This window comes from Limnobacter sp. UBA3528, assembly GCF_002377005.1.
Taxonomy (GTDB): Bacteria; Pseudomonadota; Gammaproteobacteria; order Burkholderiales; family Burkholderiaceae_B; genus Limnobacter.
This window is the reverse complement of record NZ_DFOZ01000057.1, coordinates 29213-49355: the sequence shown is the minus strand read 5'-3', so window position 1 is coordinate 49355 and position 20143 is coordinate 29213. Positions and strand designations below refer to the sequence as shown.

At 53.2% G+C, this 20143-nt stretch carries 21 protein-coding genes and 1 pseudogene; 13 read left to right on the top strand and 9 right to left on the bottom strand.

Annotated features, from left to right (window positions below; genetic code table 11):
* Positions 1–216: 216 nt before the first annotated feature.
* Entirely contained in the window at positions 217–2649 is a 2433-nt protein-coding gene (locus B4N58_RS15605) for a heavy metal translocating P-type ATPase (protein ID WP_414673845.1), read from the bottom strand.
* 304 nt (positions 2650–2953) lie between these two features.
* On the opposite strand from B4N58_RS15605, the gene B4N58_RS15600 reads away from it, so the two are divergent.
* The 12 genes from B4N58_RS15600 to B4N58_RS15545 all read left to right on the top strand — a co-directional run bounded on the left by B4N58_RS15600 (position 2954) and on the right by B4N58_RS15545 (position 12798).
* On the top strand, positions 2954–4018 hold the full coding sequence (locus B4N58_RS15600; protein ID WP_291750644.1) for a cytochrome D1 domain-containing protein: 1065 nt from the start codon (positions 2954–2956) through the stop codon (positions 4016–4018).
* An 893-nt stretch (positions 4019–4911) separates the two neighbouring features.
* Positions 4912–5526: a cytochrome c biogenesis heme-transporting ATPase CcmA gene (gene ccmA, locus B4N58_RS15595; RefSeq protein WP_291750643.1), complete on the top strand. Its 615-nt coding sequence runs from the start codon at positions 4912–4914 to the stop codon at positions 5524–5526.
* Entirely contained in the window at positions 5523–6206 is a 684-nt protein-coding gene (gene ccmB, locus B4N58_RS15590; protein ID WP_291750642.1) for a heme exporter protein CcmB, read from the top strand. Before ccmA ends, ccmB begins: the two co-directional genes overlap by 4 nt.
* 11 nt (positions 6207–6217) lie before the next feature.
* Entirely contained in the window at positions 6218–6955 is a 738-nt protein-coding gene (gene ccmC / locus B4N58_RS15585; RefSeq protein ID WP_291750641.1) for a heme ABC transporter permease CcmC, read from the top strand.
* Positions 6850–7134: a heme exporter protein CcmD gene (gene ccmD, locus B4N58_RS15615; RefSeq protein ID WP_348680791.1), complete on the top strand. Its 285-nt coding sequence runs from the start codon at positions 6850–6852 to the stop codon at positions 7132–7134. Before ccmC ends, ccmD begins: the two co-directional genes overlap by 106 nt.
* Positions 7131–7577 (top strand): cytochrome c maturation protein CcmE, encoded by a 447-nt coding sequence (gene ccmE / locus B4N58_RS15575; protein ID WP_291750640.1) that lies wholly within the window; start codon positions 7131–7133, stop codon positions 7575–7577. Before ccmD ends, ccmE begins: the two co-directional genes overlap by 4 nt.
* A gap of 5 nt (positions 7578–7582) precedes the next feature.
* The gene (locus B4N58_RS15570) at positions 7583–9544 is read left to right on the top strand and encodes a heme lyase CcmF/NrfE family subunit (RefSeq protein ID WP_291750639.1); all 1962 of its coding nucleotides are present in this window, start codon (positions 7583–7585) and stop codon (positions 9542–9544) included.
* Entirely contained in the window at positions 9541–10065 is a 525-nt protein-coding gene (locus B4N58_RS15565; protein ID WP_291750638.1) for a DsbE family thiol:disulfide interchange protein, read from the top strand. Before B4N58_RS15570 ends, B4N58_RS15565 begins: the two co-directional genes overlap by 4 nt.
* Positions 10062–10511: a cytochrome c-type biogenesis protein gene (locus tag B4N58_RS15560; protein ID WP_291750637.1), complete on the top strand. Its 450-nt coding sequence runs from the start codon at positions 10062–10064 to the stop codon at positions 10509–10511. Before B4N58_RS15565 ends, B4N58_RS15560 begins: the two co-directional genes overlap by 4 nt.
* 2 nt (positions 10512–10513) lie before the next feature.
* Complete coding sequence (gene ccmI, locus B4N58_RS15555; protein WP_291750636.1) at positions 10514–11371, top strand: c-type cytochrome biogenesis protein CcmI; 858 nt, start codon at positions 10514–10516, stop codon at positions 11369–11371.
* 70 nt (positions 11372–11441) lie between these two features.
* Positions 11442–12008, top strand: coding sequence for a TlpA family protein disulfide reductase (locus B4N58_RS15550; RefSeq protein WP_291750635.1), 567 nt, complete (start codon positions 11442–11444; stop codon positions 12006–12008).
* A gap of 43 nt (positions 12009–12051) precedes the next feature.
* The gene (locus B4N58_RS15545; RefSeq protein ID WP_291750634.1) at positions 12052–12798 is read left to right on the top strand and encodes a cytochrome c biogenesis CcdA family protein; all 747 of its coding nucleotides are present in this window, start codon (positions 12052–12054) and stop codon (positions 12796–12798) included.
* A 40-nt stretch (positions 12799–12838) separates the two neighbouring features.
* Here the strand turns inward: B4N58_RS15545 and B4N58_RS15540 are convergent.
* The 3 genes and pseudogenes from B4N58_RS15540 to B4N58_RS15525 all read right to left on the bottom strand — a co-directional run.
* Positions 12839–13597, bottom strand: a pseudogene (locus B4N58_RS15540) (IS3 family transposase); the annotation flags it as partial.
* 286 nt (positions 13598–13883) lie between these two features.
* Positions 13884–14360, bottom strand: a complete 477-nt coding sequence (locus B4N58_RS15530; RefSeq protein ID WP_291750633.1) for a hypothetical protein — start codon at positions 14358–14360, stop codon at positions 13884–13886.
* Positions 14357–14797 carry a hypothetical protein gene (locus B4N58_RS15525; protein WP_291750632.1) on the bottom strand — a complete coding sequence of 147 codons (441 nt, stop codon included), beginning with the start codon at positions 14795–14797 and terminating at the stop codon, positions 14357–14359. Before B4N58_RS15525 ends, B4N58_RS15530 begins: the two co-directional genes overlap by 4 nt.
* Between B4N58_RS15525 and B4N58_RS15520 the strand changes: the two genes are divergently transcribed.
* Positions 14792–15067 carry a helix-turn-helix domain-containing protein gene (locus B4N58_RS15520; RefSeq protein WP_291750631.1) on the top strand — a complete coding sequence of 92 codons (276 nt, stop codon included), beginning with the start codon at positions 14792–14794 and terminating at the stop codon, positions 15065–15067. The two genes, B4N58_RS15525 and B4N58_RS15520, sit on opposite strands and share 6 nt — an antisense overlap.
* Positions 15068–15395: 328 nt before the next feature.
* Here B4N58_RS15520 and B4N58_RS15515 read toward each other — a convergent pair whose 3' ends face one another.
* From B4N58_RS15515 to pstC, 5 genes are all read right to left on the bottom strand, one after another.
* Positions 15396–16016 carry a sterol desaturase family protein gene (locus B4N58_RS15515; RefSeq protein WP_291750630.1) on the bottom strand — a complete coding sequence of 207 codons (621 nt, stop codon included), beginning with the start codon at positions 16014–16016 and terminating at the stop codon, positions 15396–15398.
* Positions 16017–16190: 174 nt separating this feature from the next.
* Entirely contained in the window at positions 16191–17222 is a 1032-nt protein-coding gene (gene pstS / locus B4N58_RS15510; RefSeq protein ID WP_291750646.1) for a phosphate ABC transporter substrate-binding protein PstS, read from the bottom strand.
* A gap of 159 nt (positions 17223–17381) precedes the next feature.
* On the bottom strand, positions 17382–18158 hold the full coding sequence (gene pstB, locus B4N58_RS15505) for a phosphate ABC transporter ATP-binding protein PstB (protein ID WP_008248147.1): 777 nt from the start codon (positions 18156–18158) through the stop codon (positions 17382–17384).
* Between the two features lie 22 nt (positions 18159–18180).
* Positions 18181–19098: a phosphate ABC transporter permease PstA gene (gene pstA / locus B4N58_RS15500; RefSeq protein WP_008248149.1), complete on the bottom strand. Its 918-nt coding sequence runs from the start codon at positions 19096–19098 to the stop codon at positions 18181–18183.
* Between the two features lie 3 nt (positions 19099–19101).
* Positions 19102–20052 (bottom strand): phosphate ABC transporter permease PstC, encoded by a 951-nt coding sequence (pstC, locus tag B4N58_RS15495; protein WP_008248151.1) that lies wholly within the window; start codon positions 20050–20052, stop codon positions 19102–19104.
* Positions 20053–20143: the final 91 nt, after the last annotated feature.

Sequence of the window (20143 nt, the reverse complement as noted above, 5' to 3'; positions counted from 1 at the left end):
GATGGGGTGAAGGTGCCCCATCAATCATTAAATCCGTATACCCCTTTTTTCATGGTGAGCTCCTGGCAGGCAATTTGTAGTCAAGAGGTTGGCTACTGTCTTGACTATACTTGCCATGATCTGTCACAGAGATGTCGCGGTCATTACAAAGCCGTAATGACCGTGGTCTATGTCTACTATTATTGGATGTCGCGCGTACGCAAGGAAAACTCGGCCTTAGACGGATTTTCGCAGTCGTAGTGCGTTAAATACGACTGACGCCGAGCTTAAGCTCATGGCCAATGCAGCGATCAACGGCGAGAGCAAGAGTCCAGTAAACGGATATAAGACACCCGCTGCCAGCGGCACGCCCAGTGCGTTGTAAATGAATGCGAAGCCGAGGTTTTGCTTCATATTGGCCACCGTCATGTTCGATAGGTGTTGAGCCGTGGAGATACTGCGCAGATCCCCTTTGACCAGCGTAATTTGCGCACTATTCATGGCCACGTCGGTGCCCGTTCCCATAGCAATGCCGACGTTTGCTTTGGCAAGAGCCGGCGCATCGTTAATGCCGTCGCCCGCCATGGCGACAATGCGCCCCTCCGATTGGAGCTTGTTAACTAAGTCCAGCTTGTCGGCGGGTTTAACCTCGCCATGGACCTCTTCGATGCCCAGGCGTTGCGCAACGGCTTTCGCGGTCGAGACGCCGTCGCCGGTGGCCATGATGACGCGGATTCCCGCCGCCTTCAGCGTGCGCATCGCTTCAGGCGTACTGCCCTTTATAGGGTCGGAGACGGCCAGCAAGCCCGCCAACCGGCCATCAACTGCCAGATACATGACGCTGGCGCCCGTGGTCCGGAAGGATTCAGCGGTGGTCGTCAACTCCTGGACATTCACGCTTTCTTGCTGCATGAGCGCGGTATTTCCCAATGCCAGCATTTTGCCGTCGACCTGGCCGCGAACGCCAATGCCGCTGCCTGATTCAAAATCGTTAACAGGACTCAAGCTTAAGCCTCGTTCGCGAGCGGCGTCGACGATGGCGTCTGCCAAGGGATGTTCGCTGCCTTGATCCAGGCTTGCTGCAAGGCGCAGCACCTCGTCGGCTTCCATGTCGCCGGCGGGGATGGCTTGCTCGAACGCAGGCCGGCCTTCGGTCAAGGTGCCGGTTTTATCGACAATGAGCGTATCGACTTTGCGCAGGTTTTCGATCGCGGCTGCATCGCGAAAGAGCACGCCTTGCGTGGCGCCTCGGCCCGTCGCCACCATGACGGACATGGGTGTGGCGAGCCCCAATGCACAAGGGCAGGCAATGATCAACACCGCTACGGCGTTGATCAAGCCATAAACCCAGCTTGGCTGTGGACCGAAAATGCCCCAGACAAACAGCGTGGCGATGGCGATGGCGACCACGGCCATGACGAAATAACCGGCCACAAGGTCAGCCATGCGTTGCATCGGTGCGCGGGAGCGCTGCGCCTGGGCGACGAGCTGGACGATTTGCGAGAGCACCGTGGCCGAGCCGACCTTCTCGGCACGGATCACCAGCGCACCAGACGTATTCATGGTTGCCCCGATGACCCTGTCGCCTGGCCGCTTGCTCACCGGCAGAGATTCTCCGGTTAGCATCGACTCATCCAAGGAACTCGTGCCGTCTTCGACAAGGCCATCCACCGGTACCTTTTCGCCTGGGCGCACACGCAAACGATCGCCTTCATGGACGTTCGAAAGCGGTACGTCCTCTTCGGTTCCGTCCGCGTTGATGCGGCGGGCCGTCTTGGGGGCCAGGCCAAGTAAAGACTTGATGGCGGCCGAAGTTTGCGATCGCGCCCGCAGCTCGAGAACCTGGCCGAATAGTGTCAAGGAAATAATGACCACTGCGGCTTCAAAGTAAACGTCAACGCGCCCCATCGACATGAACGTTTCAGGAAATACGCCCGGGGCGACCGTCGCAACGGTGCTGTAGACAAATGCCGCACCTGTGCCCAGCCCAATGAGCGTCCACATGTTAGGGCTGCGGTTGATAATCGATTGCCAGCCACGCACGAAAAATGGCTGCCCCGACCATAACACCACAGGAATCGAGAGCACGAGCTCGATCCACGTTTGCGTCGTTATGTTAAACCAGCCGAGCCGAGGACCGAACATGGCCAGCACAGTGACGACAACGGTAAAGGGCAGCGTCCACCAGAATCTGCGCGAGAAGTCTTTCAGCTCAGGATTATCGTCATCGAGGCTGGGCATAAGCGGCTCGAGCGCCATACCGCACTTCGGACAGCTCCCCGGGTGATCCTGTCGGATTTCAGGATGCATCGGACAGGTATAGATGGTGCCGGGAGCTACTTGCTCATGATCCTTTTCGTCACTACTACGTTGGACAGTGAATTTCTCAGGATCACGCTTGAATGTTTCCAAGCACTTTATACTGCAAAAATAGAACGACTCGCCTTTATGCTGAACGTGTTGAGGAGAGTCTTTTGTTACGCGCATACCACATACAGGATCGATGAGTTGCGAACCAGAGGCCAGCGGTTTGGCGTTGTGTTCGTGATGGGATTCAGACTTTTGCTGTGCCATTGCGACGATAACCTTCCAGAAACGAGCACGAGTCCGGTCTATACACAACGGTCGAACCTCCCCCGCACCCAGGTAAATAGGGTCAGAGTCCATCATGCCACATACCCAGTCGTTATTTAATCTTCTGACGCATTACATTTTTGTCATGTGCGCGGCTATGGGCCGGAAATTTATCGGCGTGCCGTGTACGGAGGAGTCTTCTTCTGGCGGTTAAGAGGACCGCTCGCAGTGGCGGTGGCCAGCTCGGTCGGTTTTGATGCATTGGGGCTAATGTTGCAGCATCACGAAAGAGTAATGCTGCAGTCATCGTCCTGTCAGTGGCCGGCCAATATAGTTGTCATCAAGCGGCTCTGATGCCACCTTTGAAGCCAACCCACTTTGCTCATATTGGAGATTCAACATGTTTAGAATTCGTCCCGTTCTTGTTGCCATGGCCTTTGCTTTGTCCGCAAGCGCAGTCCACGCTGCAAGCTTGCCAAAAGGCGTCGTGTATAGCGCCAATGAGGGAGATGGCTCTATTAGCGAAATCACCCTAAGTACGGGTGTTGTGCGTACAGCTCAAATAGCAGTCATACCGCATAATGTTCAAATTTCCCCCGATGGCAAGACACTGCTTGCCGTCGGTACACCAGCCGTGAAGACGGGTGGTCATGGGACGCATGGCGGCGCAGGAGGGACTTCGACTTCTGTTAAAGCCGATTCGCACGCGGAGGGTGACGCCGGGTTACTCATTCTCAACGCTAGCGAGCTCGGACAGGTACCGGAAGCACTACCTGCTGGGAGCCACCCTTCGCACGTCGTCACCAGTCGGGACGGACGCTACGCCTATATCACGAACGCCGATACAGATCGCGTGTCGGTAGTCGACATCCAAGGGAAGAAAGTCATCGCTGAAGTTGCTACTGGAGGTTATCCGCACGGCTTGCGGTTAAGCCCGGACGGGCGGGAGCTTTATGTAGCAAACGTTACCGACAATACAGTATCGATCATCGATACCCAAAGCCTTAAAGAGGCGGCGCGCGTTTCAGTCGGCAAAGCACCGGTACAAGTGGCCTTTACTCCCGACGGTAAACACGTCTATGTGTCGCTACGAGATGAAGATAGTGTGGCGATCATCGACACTTCCACCAGGAAAGTCGTAAAGAACATAAGCGTCGGACGCAACCCCATTCAACTCTATGCGGCAGCCGGCAGCAGCAAAATGTACGTAGCTAACCAGGGAAGCGATAACAATCCAGATGACACTGTTTCGGTGATCGACACGAAAACTCAAAGAGTTATAAACACAGTGGTCACCGGCAAAGGCGCACATGGCGTGGCCGCGAGCACCGATGGCGGTTTCGTATTCATTACCAACACCAAAGACAACACCGTAAGTGCAATCGACACAAGCACTCAAGATGTGGTCGCTACCTATTCAGTGGGCCCCAATCCGAATGGGATCACATACCGCAGCACTCCGTAAGGCCGACCCCTTCGATGTGGCTCCAGTATGCTGGGGTTATTCAATGACAAGCCCGATTCGGTAATCTGAATCGGGCTTGTTGCGACATTAGAATGCGCGTAATTGTGATCAGGAAAGCCCAGTGAGCCAGCAACCAAACCTTAGCACCCAAACGGCGAGCGAGTTCTGGATCTTGCCTGCGGTACAGGCAGTGTCGCAAGACAGGGCGCTCCCATTGTTGGGATAAGCGGTCAGGTCCATGATCGCGATTGTAGAATAACCGACCCCGACTTCAACTTTTCATACCTTCGTTTGTAAGACACGCTTTTCATTTGGTACAATCGTTCCTGCAATGAAGAAATTTCTCCTTATTTTTATGCTGGTTATGCTGCCGCTTCAGGTCTCCTGGGGCGTCGTGAGCGTGTATTGCCAGCCGGAAAGGGAGATTTGCATCGAGCCTTGTTATAGCGAAGCTCAAGAGCCGCGTGTCGCTTTAACTGACGGGTCTGAGCAAACGGGTTCAACTTCGGGGTTCTTGGGCCAGTATGAGCATTCTTGCCAAGCGCCTGCGGCGTCGATTATTTCATCTGCACATCAAACTATCCCTTCCTTATCGTCTAGCTTGGCCCCCCAGTTTCAAGAGGCGCTGCTAAGCTTACCGACCTTTTCCGAGCGGCCCGAGCGGCCTCAGTGGCTTTTTATTGCCTAAGCTGGCACGCCGCTGATTCGACTTTCTTCTTGCCCCACACCTACGTTCTCAGCGTCGTCGCGTTCAATTAACTTTGAGCGTGCGCCCAGCTACTTGCGACGGTAGCGCTTAGTGCCGCATGTAACGGATGGTCCGTTGCAGATCAGCACTTAGCCTAAATACCGATATCACCTGGTGATTAACGTTTTTGCGAGCAAGGTCGACGGTGCTTGAAGCCATCAATCTGGACTGCGTGCGCGGTGAGCGACGCCTATTTCATAACCTGAACTTTCAGCTTAAGGCCGGCGAGTGCCTGTTGGTGCGTGGCGAGAACGGCAGCGGCAAAACCAGTCTTTTGCGCATGCTGGTGGGGCTGACGCCTCCGGCTGCCGGCGCCATTGATTGGCGCAGTAGTCCGATTAAGAAGCTGGGCGATGAGTACCGTCGCGAGCTACTGTATTGCGGACACCCGTTGGGCCTGAAGGATGATCTAAGTGCGACGGAAAACTTAATTTTCAGCATGGCGTTGACGGACGAGCTCGTTACCCAGGACGCTGTGTACGAAGCTTTAGGCAAGGCTGGATTGCAGGGTAGGGAGCATCTATCGGTGCGAGCCTTGTCGCAGGGGCAAAAGCGTCGTGTCAATCTGGCCAGGCTCTTGCTGCAAAAACGTGCCTTGTGGGTGCTCGATGAACCCCTGACGGCATTGGATACCCAAGCCAGCCTATGGGTAGTACGGGTGATCGACCAGCATCTGAGCAATGGCGGGATCGCAGTCTTGACGACGCATCAGGATTTGACCTTGGCAGGCGCGACACACGTTATACGGGTAGGCGTATGAGCGACTCCATTGGCTTATCCGTACTTCGCGGGGTAGTACGTCGAGATTTGAGGCTTGCCATGCGACGCAAGTCCGATGTGCTGACACCGCTTTTTTTCTTTGTCATCGTGGTCAGCCTGTTTCCGTTGGGCATTGGTTCTGAGCGCGACACGTTGCGGCAGATCGCGCCGGGCATTCTTTGGGTGTCGGCGTTGCTGGCGACTATGTTGTCGCTTAATCGGTTGTTCGAACAGGATTATGCCGACGGCACCCTGGAGCAAATGGCCCTTTCACCCGCCCCGTTGGGAATCCTGGTGCTCGGCAAGGTGGTCGCGTATTGGCTGTTGACGGGTTTGCCCTTGACGTTGCTGGCTCCCCTGCTGGCATTGCAATTTGATTTACCAACCCCGTCGTTATTGGTGCTGGCTGCGTCGCTGGCCCTTGGTACGCCGGTGCTTAGCTTTATTGGCGCGATCGGAGCGAGTTTGACCCTGGGCCTGCGAGGCGGCAGTGTCCTGGTCGCCTTGCTTGTACTTCCGCTTTATGCGCCGGTGCTGATCTTTGGCGCGGGTTCGGTAGACGCCGCCGCAGCCGGCCTGGGCGCTACGGCGAATCTGTCGTTGCTGGGCGCCGTGCTGGTTTTAACTGTTTTTTTTGCACCGTGGGCCACAACCGTGGCATTACGAATTGCGTTGGAATAATGAGTAAATGAATGATTAATTGGTTTAAGTATTCATCACCAAAAATGTTTTACCCGCTTGCGGGCAAGCTGATTCCATGGTTTGCCACCGCCGCCGCGATGCTGACGATCATAGGGATGTACGTGGGTTTCTTCATGGCGCCCACCGACGCCCAGCAAGGTGAGGGCTATCGTATTATTTTCCTGCATGTGCCGGTCTCCTGGATGTCGATGTTCATTTATTTGGTCATGGCTTTCTGGGCCGCGATAGGGCTGGCATTTAACAATCGTTTAGCCGCCATGATGGCTTCAGCCTTGGCCCCCACCGGCGCCATGTTCACGTTTCTTTCACTCTGGACGGGCGCCTTGTGGGGCAAGCCCATGTGGGGGACCTGGTGGGTCTGGGATGCGCGCCTGACCTCCGAGCTGATTCTTCTCTTTTTGTACATCGGTTTTATGGCGCTTCAGTCAGCGGTTGATGAGCCACGGCGCGCGGATAAGGCCGGTGCTGTCCTTGCCCTTGTCGGCGTGGTCAATATTCCCATTATTTATTTTTCAGTGCAATGGTGGAACACCTTGCATCAAGGCGCCTCTGTTTCGCTGACACAAGCTCCCTCAATGGCAATGATCATGCTTGTTGGCATGCTGCTGATGGCCTTGGCGTCATGGATGTATACGGTGACGGTTTCACTGATGCGCGTGCGTTGCATCATTCTAGAGCGCGAACAGCATGCTGGGTGGTTAGACGAATTGAGGGAGGTAAAGCAATGAATTGGACAAGTCCTGCTGAATTTTTTGCGATGGGCGGCTATGGGCAATACGTGTGGGGGTCAGTCGCCGTCACCCTGGTCGCTCTTTGCACTGAATGGCTCCTGCTGCGCCAGCGCCGCAAAGCGGCTTTATCGCAAGTGAAGCGCAAGTTAATCCTGAGGGAAGAGGGATCTCGATGAAAAATCGCCATAAGCGCCTCGCGCTCATTGCTGGTGGCGTGGCCGCATTCGGCATTGCCACAGCCTTAGTGCTCAATGCTTTTCAAAGCAATCTTGTGTTCTTTTTCACGCCTACGCAGGTGAGTGCCGGTGAAGCACCCCAGGAGCGGACGTTTCGCGTCGGTGGCATGGTGCAAACCGGCAGTGTGCAACGCCAAAGTGATGGGCTCACGGTGAAGTTCGTTGTGACCGATACCGCCAAAATGATACCGGTCAGTTATACGGGAATATTGCCCGACCTGTTTAGTGAAGGCAAAGGGGTAGTGGCTCAAGGCAAGCTCGGGGCCGATGGATTGTTCCGCGCTGAAGAGGTGCTCGCCAAACACGATGAGAACTATATGCCCTCTGAAGCGCAGCATGCGCTGGATGAGGCCGCCAAGAACACGATTACTGCGAGGCCATAACGCTCATGATTGCTGAACTCGGTCATTTTTCACTGATTCTGACGCTATTTGTAGCGCTTGCGCAGGGCTGTTTAGCCCTCGCGGGTGCGGCGCGTGGCAATGCTGTCTGGATCGCCTTTGCTCGACCTGCCGCGCGCGCGCAGTTTCTTTTAATTATTGTTAGCTTCGCGACGCTGGGCTGGTCCTTCATCGTTAAGGACTTTTCGGTGGCTTACGTCGCCCAGAACTCCAACTCGCAATTGCCCTTGCTTTACCGTATCGCGGCGGTCTGGGGCGGCCACGAGGGATCGCTCTTGCTGTGGCTGCTGATGCAAACAGGCTGGGCGTACGCTGTAAGTGTGTTCTCCAAGCAACTGCCCGATGTCATGGTGGCACGCGTATTGGGGGTGCTGGGCCTGGTCACCGCTGGATTCCTGCTCTTTGTGCTGCTTACCTCTAACCCGTTCGAGCGCCTGGTACCGGCACCCTTGGACGGTATGGACCTGAATCCGCTATTGCAAGACATTGGGCTGATATTTCATCCGCCGCTGCTGTACATGGGCTATGTCGGATTTTCGGTAGCATTTGCATTCGCCATTGCCGCACTGCTGGCAGGGCAGCTCGACTCGACGTGGGCCCGTTGGTCCCGGCCTTGGGCGACGGCAGCGTGGTTGTTCCTGACCTTGGGTATCGCCTTGGGGAGCTGGTGGGCCTATTACGAACTGGGTTGGGGCGGCTGGTGGTTCTGGGATCCGGTAGAAAACTCCTCTTTTATTCCGTGGCTGGTGGGTACCGCATTAATTCACTCCCTGGCGGTAACTGAAAAGCGTGCCAGTTTTAAAAACTGGACGGTGCTGCTTGCCATCAGTACGTTCTCGCTTTCATTGCTGGGGGCTTTTCTCGTACGGTCAGGCGTATTGACTTCGGTACACGCCTTTGCCACCGATCCGCGCCGCGGCGTGTTCATTTTGATGTTATTCGCCGTGGTGGTGGGCTCATCCTTGCTTTTATTTGCGCTGCGCGCACCCAAGGTGGGCATGGGCGGACGGTTTGAACTGATATCGCGTGAATCTCTTTTGCTGGTGAATAACGTATTGTTGGCCGTAGCAGCAGGTGCCGTGATCCTCGGAACGCTATATCCACTTTTCATTGATGCGCTCGGGTTAGGCAAACTTTCCGTGGGGCCGCCATACTTTAATGCCGTTTTCATACCGCTGATGGTGCCGGCGCTGCTTCTCATGGCGGTAGGTCCGGTGGCTAACTGGAAGTCAGCCAAGATAAGCGCTCTGATAAAACACCTACATGTTCCGGCTGTAGTGGCGCTTGTGGTCGGTGTTGGCGCACCGTTCATGCTGGGGCGTTGGTCGGCGCTGGTGGCGTTAGGTCTGGCACTGGCCACGTGGATTGCCACTGCGGTGGTTAAGGGCATCGTTGACCGTATGCGGGCTACGCGCACAGGGCTGCGAGCCCAACCGCTTAGCTGGCTAGGCATGCATCTGGCCCACTTAGGCATTGCTGTGTTCGTAGCGGGAGTGACGCTCGTCATGGGCTATGAAACTGAACAGGACGTTCGTATGACGCCCGGTAGCACGGTAAGCACAGGGGGCTATGACTTGAAGTTTCTAGGCGTCAATAAAGCACAGGGACCTAATTATGTTGCAGAAATCGGTGACATCGAGCTGTCACGCGATGGCCGGATCTTACGTTTGCTTCATCCCGAAAAACGTAGCTACATCTCCTCGGAAATGCCCATGACAGAAGCAGCCATTGACGCCAACGGATTGCGTCACGTGTACGTCGCCTTGGGTGAGCCGCTCGCCGACGGCGCCTGGAGCGTGCGTGTTTACTACAAACCATTCGTTGATTGGATCTGGATTGGGTGCATCTTGATGGCGTTGGGTGGGCTGTTAGCCATCAGTGATCGTCGTTATCGTCTTAAGCGTCGCGAACGAAAAACTGCCTTGGCTGCAGTAGGAGCTACAGCATGAGTCGCTTTATATGGCCCCTGGTCGGTTTTGTCGTACTGGTTGGCTTCCTGGGTTTCGGTTTGACTCTTAAACCTAGCGAAGTCCCTTCGCCTTTTATTAACAAACAGGCACCTAGCTTTACCTTGCCGCAGTTGCACACGCCCGAGCAGACCTTTTCTCCCGACGCCATGAAGGGCAAAGTGTGGCTGCTGAATGTGTGGGCCTCCTGGTGTTATGCCTGCCTTGAAGAGCATCCCGTGATTACGGCGTTGGCAAAAACACATGGAGTACCCATTGTCGGCCTTAACTACAAGGATATACGCGGGGAAGCCATTTCGTGGTTGGAACGCCATGGCAATGGGTATGTGTTGTCCGTATCCGATACGCAAGGGCGCGTGGGCATCGACTATGGCGTTTATGGCGTGCCCGAGACCTTTGTTATCGATAAGGACGGCTTCATTCGTTACAAGCACATCGGTGCAGTAACCGATAGTGCGGTACGCGACACGATACTACCGCTGATACGGGAGCTTGAGCAATGAAACGTTGGTGGCTGACATTATTGTGCTTGGTCATCGCCTTGCCATCGTGGGCGGATAACGGCGCGGCGCAAAAGCGCATGTTGGATATTGCTGGCGAGCTGCGCTGCCTGGTGTGCCAGAACGAATCAATCGCGGCCTCGCGCGCCGACTTGGCCGTGGATTTGCGTCAGCAGATACGCGAGCAGATACAAGCGGGCAAAAGCGATGCCGAGATTAGAACCTATATGGTTGATCGTTATGGTGATTTCGTACTCTATCGCACGCCATTAAAAGCCACCACGCTATTGCTATGGTTTGGCCCCATGTTGCTGCTGTCCTTTGGACTGCTCGTTCTGGCGACAACATTGCGTCGCCGCAAAAGCAGTGTGGCTGACGCATTGTTAAGCGACGATGAGCGCAAGAGGGCGCAGGCGCTGCTAGCGCAAACCACGGACAACGGAACATAACCATGAATTTGATTTTTATCCTAATTGCCGCATTACTTGCTGCTAGTGTTACCTGGTGGCTAGTATTTGTTCTGTGGCGCGGACCCAAGCTGGACGCTGGCGTCGAGCATCACGCCGTCAATGCGGCGGTACTGCGCGACCAATTGCTTGAGATCGAGCAGGATCGCGCCAACGGCATTTTGTCTTTGCATGATCATGCAGCGGCCCAACAAGAGCTGCAACGACGAGTGCTTGACGAAGCGACACCCGCTCAGAATACTGGAGTACGGCGCCATAGCAGCAAGCAAGCAGCGATAGCGCTGGCCATCGTCTTGCCCGTGGCAGCAACGCTTACCTATCTGGCGATAGGGAACCCCGCAGCCATTACGCCACCGCCAGCGCAAAGTGCTCCCGCTATGACACAAGCCGATGTGCAAGCCATGGTGGATTCGCTCGCTGCGAGGCTGGCGCGCAATCCTGATGACGCGCCTGGTTGGCTCATGCTGGCGCGCTCTTATCGCTATTTTGAAAAGTATGAAGATGCGGCTGCAGCCTTTGCCAAAGCGGCGACCGTCATCCAGACAGATCCTTTGGCGCTATCCGAATATGCTGAAACACTCGCCAGAAGCAATCAAGCTGGCTTTAAAGGGGAGCCGACGCAATTGCTGGAGCGCGCACTATCGCTCAATCCCCGGGAGCCATTCGCCCTGACTTTGGCGGGCGCCGCAGCGCTTGAGCGCCAAGACTATCCGGTAGCGATTGACTATTGGCAACAGTTATTCGACCTGCTTCCGCCTGACTCGGACGCCGCGCGGGCTGTCGCAGACAGCATAGAGCGAGCTCGCCGAGAACAAGTCGAAACGGCAAACCCCAAGAACTGATGGATGCTGAACGTTAACAAGGAAGAACTCTTTTAAGATAAGTGTTTGGGCAGCAGTGGCGTTAATCAGCGTGATCGCCATCGCGACCGCTTTGTTTTTGTACCAACGTAACAATGCCTCGAAAAATCTCCTAGGTGGAGTACTTAATGTTGCGGTGGACATAGGGGGGCAGCGATTCATGCGCTGGCATACGCCACGCGAACTGCCTTTGATCTCCTTCCAGGATGCGACGGGCAAGACCGTGACTTTGGCCGATTTTGAAGGCCGTATCATATTGCTTAATGTCTGGGCGACCTGGTGCCCCCCGTGTCGGGAGGAGATGCCATCGTTGGACCGGTTAAATGCCAAGCGTGGCGGCCCAGACTTTGAAGTCGTTGCCCTGTCGATTGATCGGGATCCTGATTTGATCAAACCGTTCTATCAGGATTTTGGCATTCTAACGTTAAAGCATTACGTTGACCCGACGACAAGGGTTTCAGACACGCTGCGTGCGCCGGGCGTGCCAACAACGCTATTGATTGATCGAGAGGGCCGTGAGATTGGCCGGGCAATGGGGCCCGCTGCCTGGGATGGCCCGCAAGTTGAAGCCTTGATTGATGGCGCACTGCTGCACGCCTCTATTCGGGATTCAAAGTGATGCGAGATAAGAATAAAGCAGACTACCAACTGGGGATGATGCGATGCTTGAATTAACTGTCATTGGGCTATTAACGGCGTTTTTCGCCGGTATTGCTTCCTTCCTATCGCCCTGTGTTTTACCGCTCGTGCCAGGTTACCTCTCCTATATTGCGGGCGATTCGGTTCAGTCCAGTGCCTCTCATATCGAAGCACGTGTGGCTCGCTGGCGAGCATTGGGCCTTAGTGCGTGTTTCGTTGCTGGCTTCTCCATGGTGTTTCTGATTTTAGGGGCCAGCATCACTGTAATTGGGCGTTTGTTTTTATCGTATCGCTACGAGCTGAATATTGCTGCGGGCGGCGTTATTGTCGTCGCTGGCCTGATGGTTATGGGCGTTATACGTGCCCCGCTTTGGATGCAACGTTACTACCGCTTTGAACCGCAGGGCGGCGGCGGTAAGCCCTGGTCGGCGACCGTGCTTGGCATGGCATTCGGCTTCGGTTGGACGCCGTGTATTGGTCCCGTGCTTGGCGGTATTCTCATACTCGGCGCCACCTCTGAGAGTCTTGGGCAGGGCGTACTGCTTTTGGGGGTCTATGCACTGGGGTTAGGTGTGCCGTTCCTGCTTTCCGCGTACTTCATGACGCCGTTTATGCGTCGCATAGGGTCATTGCGTCGAACGGGTCGTTACCTTCAAATAATCACCGGCGGGATTCTGGTGCTGATGGGTATTGCTGTGGCAAGTGGACAGTTGGTGCGTTTTGCTATCTGGTTACTGAGGACGTTTCCAGCGCTTGGGGCGATTGGGTAGTTGAAGCGCCCCGGTTTTCGTGGAGGCCGGTTGGTTTAAGTTAGACCTCGACGGCGACCTTTTCAGTCAGCTGCCGGTAATAGTTTTCTTCAGCCTCCGCCGGTGGAATATACCCGATGGGAGCCAGCAGGCGATGATGGTTAAACCACGATACCCATTCCAGCGTAGCCAGTTCGACCGACGCTTTGGTTTTCCAGGGCCCTCGACGGTGAATCACCTCGGCCTTGTATAAGCCGTTAATGGTTTCTGCCAAGGCGTTGTCATAGCTGTCTCCACGACTGCCCACTGAGGGCTCAATTCCTGCCTCAGCCAGTCTCTCTGTGTAGCGAATAGAGACGTATTGAGAACCCCTGTCGCTGTGGTGGACCAGGCTGCCAGTTTGCTGCGGCTGACGGTCATACAACGCCTGCTCCAGTGCATCCAGAACGAAATCTGTGTGCATTGAGCTGCTGACCCGCCAGCCGACAATGCGCCGTGCAAACACGTCAATCACAAACGCCACATACAACCACCCTTGCCAGGTCGACACGTAGGTGAAATCCGACACCCACAGCTGATTGGGACGGTCGGCCTTGAACTGCCGATTAACGTGGTCCAGTGGGCATGGCGCCGACGTATCGGGCACAGTGGTACGCATCGACTTGCCGCGCCTTGCGCCTTGAATACCAAGTCGTCGCATCAGCCGCTCAACCGTGCAACGTGCCACGGCTTGTTCTTCGCGGTGAAGCTGACGCCAGACTTTATCAGCGCCGTAAACCCTCATGTTCTTCTCCCAAACCCGGTGAATCTCGGGTACCATTTCGCACCCATCCTCGGTTTCGATCATTTGAAGCGCATTTTTTCCTTCAAATATTTCAAAAGGCCGTCTCAGCCAGACTTCAGCCCTGCGCTTAGAGCCGTATATTTTAAGTGCGTTACGCAGGATGCCGAACTGGCGCGAATTCATCGGTGGAAAACTCCTGAATTAAGTTCAGCTTCTCGTGGCAAGCGATAAGTTTGAGTTTGAGTTTGCTACAGAAAACTTGACTTGGTACTAATATGACAACCTCTTCTTATACACAATTTTCTGGATGACCAATTTGAAGTTAACCGTGCATCACGCCTTCTAGTTCAAACTTCGCGGCAGCAATTACAAGTTTAGGATTTCGTTTCAAGCACTGCTCTGGAGTCTTACCTTTAAGGAAATTTGATCCGCACATGAACCAAAAAGCCATCTGCCAGCTCCCCATATTAGCGGTAAGGCTATTAATCACAAACTTAATGGCTGGTATAGGTTTAATAGCTCCATCAGAAATACTGAGTGCATATTCTGCGATATAGATTCGACCTTTGAAGCGGAGAATAAATATAAGTCGATCTTGTTCCCAGCGTGAAATCAGGGACCGAATACGGTTCGGGGTGAACCCAGTTCTGCTTGCAACGTCACGCGGGGTTGTGAGCCCGCCGTGCGACAAAACCAGCATCTTTACATCTTCGCTTGTTACAAGTCCACTTCGAACTTGTTTGTCTATGCCTATTTCGACATCCTCCCTCGAGCGACCGATTCCGGATAGATTTTTCATTTATTCCTCGTCTTGGAATTTTCAAAACCCATCCAGGCTCGACCATTTTCAATTTCTACCGAATACGTCTTAAGCATTTCTTCCGTGATTTTGGGTTGCTCTTCGAAGGCGCCACCGGTCATTTTTAGCAATTTACGAGCCTTGTCTAGCGTAGTCTCAGCGAAGACAGCAAAAGTTGACCTGCCTGAAAGTACGATCTGATCATCGTTGTGATCAAACAAAATGCCTTGATCTCTCATATCAACAGAAAACATTATGGTGAGACCTTTCGAAGGAACCTCGAGCCACCAAACTTCGTCGTCATCGACTGAAAAATTAATGTGCTTATTTACTGCAAGTGTTTTTCGCATTATTAAATCGAGGAAGTTGAACTCCCAATATTCTGACTTAAAAGCGGCTGACTTAAAAGAGCGAAACAGAAAAGATGTGGGATGCATAAAATTCCTCAACAGAATCTGTCGTCCACTGTATGTGCACGCGAAAGACTCGCATTGAATTTAAAAAAATGGAGAGCATTCCACGGTTTAAGCCAACATGCTTTGGCGATCGAGGCTGACTTGCACCACACATTCGTTGCACATTTAGAAAGAGGGGCCCGCAATCCCTCACTGGACAACATCGAAAAACTCGCAGTTGCTCTCAAAATAGATATCGTGGAATTACTGCGTGACCCAAGATCTAAAGCATATCCTGAAGGCGCTGCTTAATTTGAATTGTCTGCACATTAAGAAAATAGCCTCATTGTCATGGACTTGCCACTTGACCAAAACAAGCAAAGATGTCGCAAACCGGAATTGCCCTCGCCGTGTAAACTACACCGATCCAATAAACAGAAGAACAGAAATCTGCTACAGATCTAGAACGGACTACAAACATGAGTAGGGCAACTGTCTCAACTTTTTTAAAGTCATCGCGAATTTGGGGTAAAAACTATACCTAATTTCAATCGGATTGAGCGCTTTTTACCCTAAGCCCCACGAAAGGAGTAAAAACACAAGAACGTCAATGTGCTCCGAACGTTACCCAGCAACGATCTTATGCAAACATCACTCTCTTTAACTTTGATTTTTCTTGTATAAATTGGAACACTTTCTCAAACCAGCCGTGTACCTCGAATGTTTCGGTGTGTATCCAGTACTGATACAGCAGATTCACGGTGTGCGCAAAGGTCAACACCAAGGGGTCCATACCCAGCAGGGGCAATGGCAACCAGAAAATAAAGGTGTAGAAAGGACCCAACACCGATTGGCGCAAGGCAGTGCTCAGGTTGTAACGCTCACTGGTGTGGTGGTTAGAATGCTCGGCCCAAAACGCGGCACAGCGGTGGGCCACGCGGTGATACCAGTAGTAACAAAAATCATCGGCCACCAACAGCAGGGGCACAAACCACCAGGTTGAAATGTCCCAGCTCACCACCCGGTATTCAAACAGCCACAACATAATGGGGTAAGCCCAAAATACGCTTAGCCCCATGGTCACCAGCTTCAGGGCACCCATGGCAATCGAACACAAGGAGTCCTTCAATTCATACCCGGCGTAAAAACCTTGGGGCTTGTTTCGCATGGCCCAGCCTTCAATGGCCATGGCCGCAAAAAAATAAGGAATGGCGACCACATACATCAGCAGGGTCCACTGTTCATAATCGGGCAAAGTCATTGGGGCGCTCACAAAACCGAACATTACAACAAATGCATTTATTGCAACGTATCGTAACCTTGTATCTGCAAGTACTCAATCCCAACTTTGCCGACGAATTAAATTGGAACCACAATAGAAAAAGGCCCCGGTTGTTTAAACCGGGGCCTTTCTCAAATCAACCGAAGTTGAAATTTACTTCATTGAGATTGCTTTGCCGTCAGTCGCTTTTACTGTCTTCCAGGCGGCTTCAATCTTCTTCACTGTTTCGTCTGGCAGTGGAACGTAGTCCAGGTCAGAGCTCAGCTTGTCGCCCTTTGCGTAGGCCCAGTTGAAGAACTTCAGCACTTCAGAAGCCTTGGCTGCGTCAGCCTGTTCTGTGTGGAACAGAATGAAAGTCGCACCAGTGATTGGCCATGCGGCCTTGCCAGGTTGCTGAGTCAGGATTTCGTAGAAGCTGTTAGACCAAGAAGCACCAGCAGCAGCTGCCTTGAATGACTCTTCAGAAGGCTGAACAAATGCACCTTCAGCGTTGTTCAACTGGGTATGTGTCAACTTGTTCTGCTTGGCGTAAGCATACTCAACGTAACCAATAGAGCCGGGTACGCGCTGTACGAAAGCTGAAACACCTTCGTTGCCCTTGCCACCCAAACCTACTGGCCACTTCACGGCTGTACCTTCACCAACGGTGCTCTTCCAGTCAGCGCTTACCTTGCTCAGGTAGTTGGTGAAAATGAATGTTGTGCCTGAACCATCGGCACGACGAATCACGCTGATGTCTTGGTCGGGCAGGTTCACACCTGGGTTCAAAGCAACAATCGCCTTGTCGTTCCACTTGGTGATCTTGTTCAAGTAGATGTTGGCCAATACTTCAGCAGACAACTTCATCTGGCCTGGGGCCACGCCCTGCAGGTTCACCACGGGTACAACACCGCCGATCACGGTTGGGAACTGCATCAAACCTTTTTCTTTCAGGTCTTCAGGCTTCAAAGGCATGTCGGAAGCACCGAAATCTACAGTTTTTGCGGAAATCTGCTTGATACCACCACCGGAACCGATGGACTGGTAGTTCACCTTGTTGCCTGTTTCCTTGTTGTAAGCATCAGCCCACTTGGAATACACAGGAGCGGGGAAAGAAGCGCCAGCACCAGTAATTTCAGCGGCGTTCACGGAAGTCATGCTCAGGGCCAGGGCACCTGCGGAAATCGCTGTAGCGATTGTTTTGATGTTGAACATTTTTCACCTCACTTATTAAAGTACGGTCATAGTGCCTTACAAATGTTTCAGAATCATGACAGATATAAGGCATTAACATAAATGTCAAAAAACCACACTCGGCTGCCCAAATGTGGTTTTTTTCAATCAACTCAATTACTTAACAGCTCATCAGCCAAATCGACCTGTGATGTAGTTCTCGGTTTCCTGCTTCTTGGGTTTCAGGAAAATCTGATCGGTTACACCAAACTCAATCAACTCGCCCAGGTACATGTAGGCGGTGTAATCGGAAACACGTGCGGCCTGCTGCATGTTGTGGGTCACGATCACCACGGTGTAATCTTCTTTCAACTCGGTGATCAGCTCTTCAATACTGGCTGTAGAAATCGGGTCCAGTGCTGAACAAGGTTCATCAAGCAACAAAATTTCGGGCTTGATCGCAATGCCGCGTGCAATACACAAACGCTGTTGCTGACCACCCGACAAACCGTTGCCGCTCTGGTGCAATTTGTCCTTGACTTCCTTCCACAGTGCAGCCTTGGTCAGCGCCCACTCAACACGCTCTTCCATTTCGCCTTTGGACAACTTCTCGAACAAGCGAACACCGAAAGCGATGTTTTCATAAATCGACATCGGGAACGGCGTTGGCTTTTGAAACACCATGCCAATTTTGGAGCGAATCAAGGCAATGTCTTTCTTGCTGGTCAGTAAATCTTCACCGTCCATCAAGATTTGACCCTCGGCACGCTGCTCGGGATACAGGGCAAACATCTTGTTGAATACGCGCAGCAAGGTCGACTTGCCGCAGCCAGAAGGTCCGATGAAAGCAGTGACTTTCTTTTCCGGAATACTCAAATTGACCGACTTCAGCGCATGGAATGAACCGTAATAGAAGTTCAGGTTCTTCACTTCAAGTTTGATCTTTTCTTCAACGTCAATCGTAGACATGGTCTGGGCCTTCAAAGGTCAGTTATTTCGAGTTCTTCAGCAGCGAACGCGCGATGATGTTCAACACCAACACACCGGCGGTGATCAGGAATACACCTGCCCACGCAAGCTCTTGCCAGTTCGTGAACGGGCTCAGTGCAAAGTTGAAAATGATCACAGGCAGGTTCGCCATGGGCTTCATCATGTCGCTGTTCCAGAACTGGTTCGACAGCGCCGTGAACAACAGGGGAGCGGTTTCACCGGCAATGCGTGCAACGCCCAGCAAAATGCCGGTCAAAATACCTGCATAGCTGGCCTTCACGGTAATGGCCATCACCATTTTCCACTTGGGTGTTCCCAAGGCGAAAGCGGCTTCGCGCAGGGCATCGGGCACCAGGCGTAACATATTCTCGGTGGTTCGAATCACGATTGGAATTTGAATCAAGCCCAAGGCTACAACACCGGCCCAGGCTGAAAAATGTCCCATGGGTCGAACCATGACAGCGTACACAAACAGACCAATCACAATGGAAGGGGCTGACAGCAAAATGTCGTTGAAGAAACGCACGGATATGGCCAATTTGTTGTCTTTCCTGGACTCGGCCAGGTGAACACCCGCAAGAATGCCCAAAGGTGTCGCAAACAAGGTGGCGAACCCAACCATCAGTAAGGTACCCATGATCGCGTTGGCCAAACCACCGCCTTCAGCATTGGGGGGAGGCGTCATTTCAGTAAACAACTGGGCAGACAAGCCACTGATACCTAGCGTTACCGTGGTGTACAAAATCCAGATCAACCAGAACAGGCCAAAAGCCATCGCTGCCAAAGACAGTGTCAGTGCGGCAGTGTTAACCAGCTTTCGCTTGGCCTGCATCTTGACGCGCATCTTTTCATCGGTGGCCACTGTGGTTACAGCGCTCACTTTTGGAGCATTGGTCTGGTCAGAATAAATGCTGCTCATGGTTTATCTCCCGTTGCTCGACAATTTGGCCAGCAACAACTTCGAGGCCACCAAAACGAAGAATGTGATCACAAACAACACCAAGCCCAACTCCATCAAGGCCGAGGTGTGCAGACCAGCGTCGGCTTCCGCAAATTCGTTCGCCAGTGCGGAGGTAATGCTGTTACCGGGAGAGAACAGCGAAATGTCATTCAGGTAGTTGGTATTACCAATCACGAAGGTCACCGCCATGGTTTCGCCCAAGGCGCGGCCAAGGCCCAGCATAATGCCGCCGATCACACCCACTTTGGTGTGCGGCAATACAATTTTCCACACCACTTCCCAAGTGGTACAACCCATGCCATAACCAGCCTCTTTCAGCATCACTGGGGTTACTTCAAACACATCGCGCATCACGGCTGCAATGTAGGGAATGATCATGATGGCCAGCACAACACCGGCGGTCAGCAGACCAATACCAATGGGCGGGCCGGAAAACAAGGCGCCGATCACCGGGATTTCGCCGACGGTCGCATTCAGGGGTGCCTGCACGTATTTGGCGAAAATTGGCGCAAACACCAACAAACCCCACATGCCATACACGATTGACGGCACTGCCGCCAACAGCTCGATCGCGGTGCCCAGCGGGCGGCGCAGCCAAACTGGGGACAATTCTGTGAGGAACAGCGCAATACCGAAGCTGATTGGCACAGCGATGATCAGGGCGATAAATGAGGTGACCAAAGTGCCGTAAATCGGCACCAGTGCGCCGTATTCGTCGATGGGGGGATCCCAGTTCGCGGTGAACAGGAAATCAAAACCAAAGGCGGTGATGGTAGGCCACGAGGCATACACAAGAGAGGCAATGATTCCACCCAGCATCAGCAAGGTGAAAACAGATGCGCCGCTGGTCAACAAGCCGAATATGGCGTCGCCCCGTTTGGTCGGGACCTTGATCGTCGAGGTGTCAGACATATTGGTAAATAGTTAATCCAGCAGAAAGTTTCACGCAGACCTGCAAGGGTATCCAAGAATTATGACAAAAAAATGACAAAAATTTGACGTA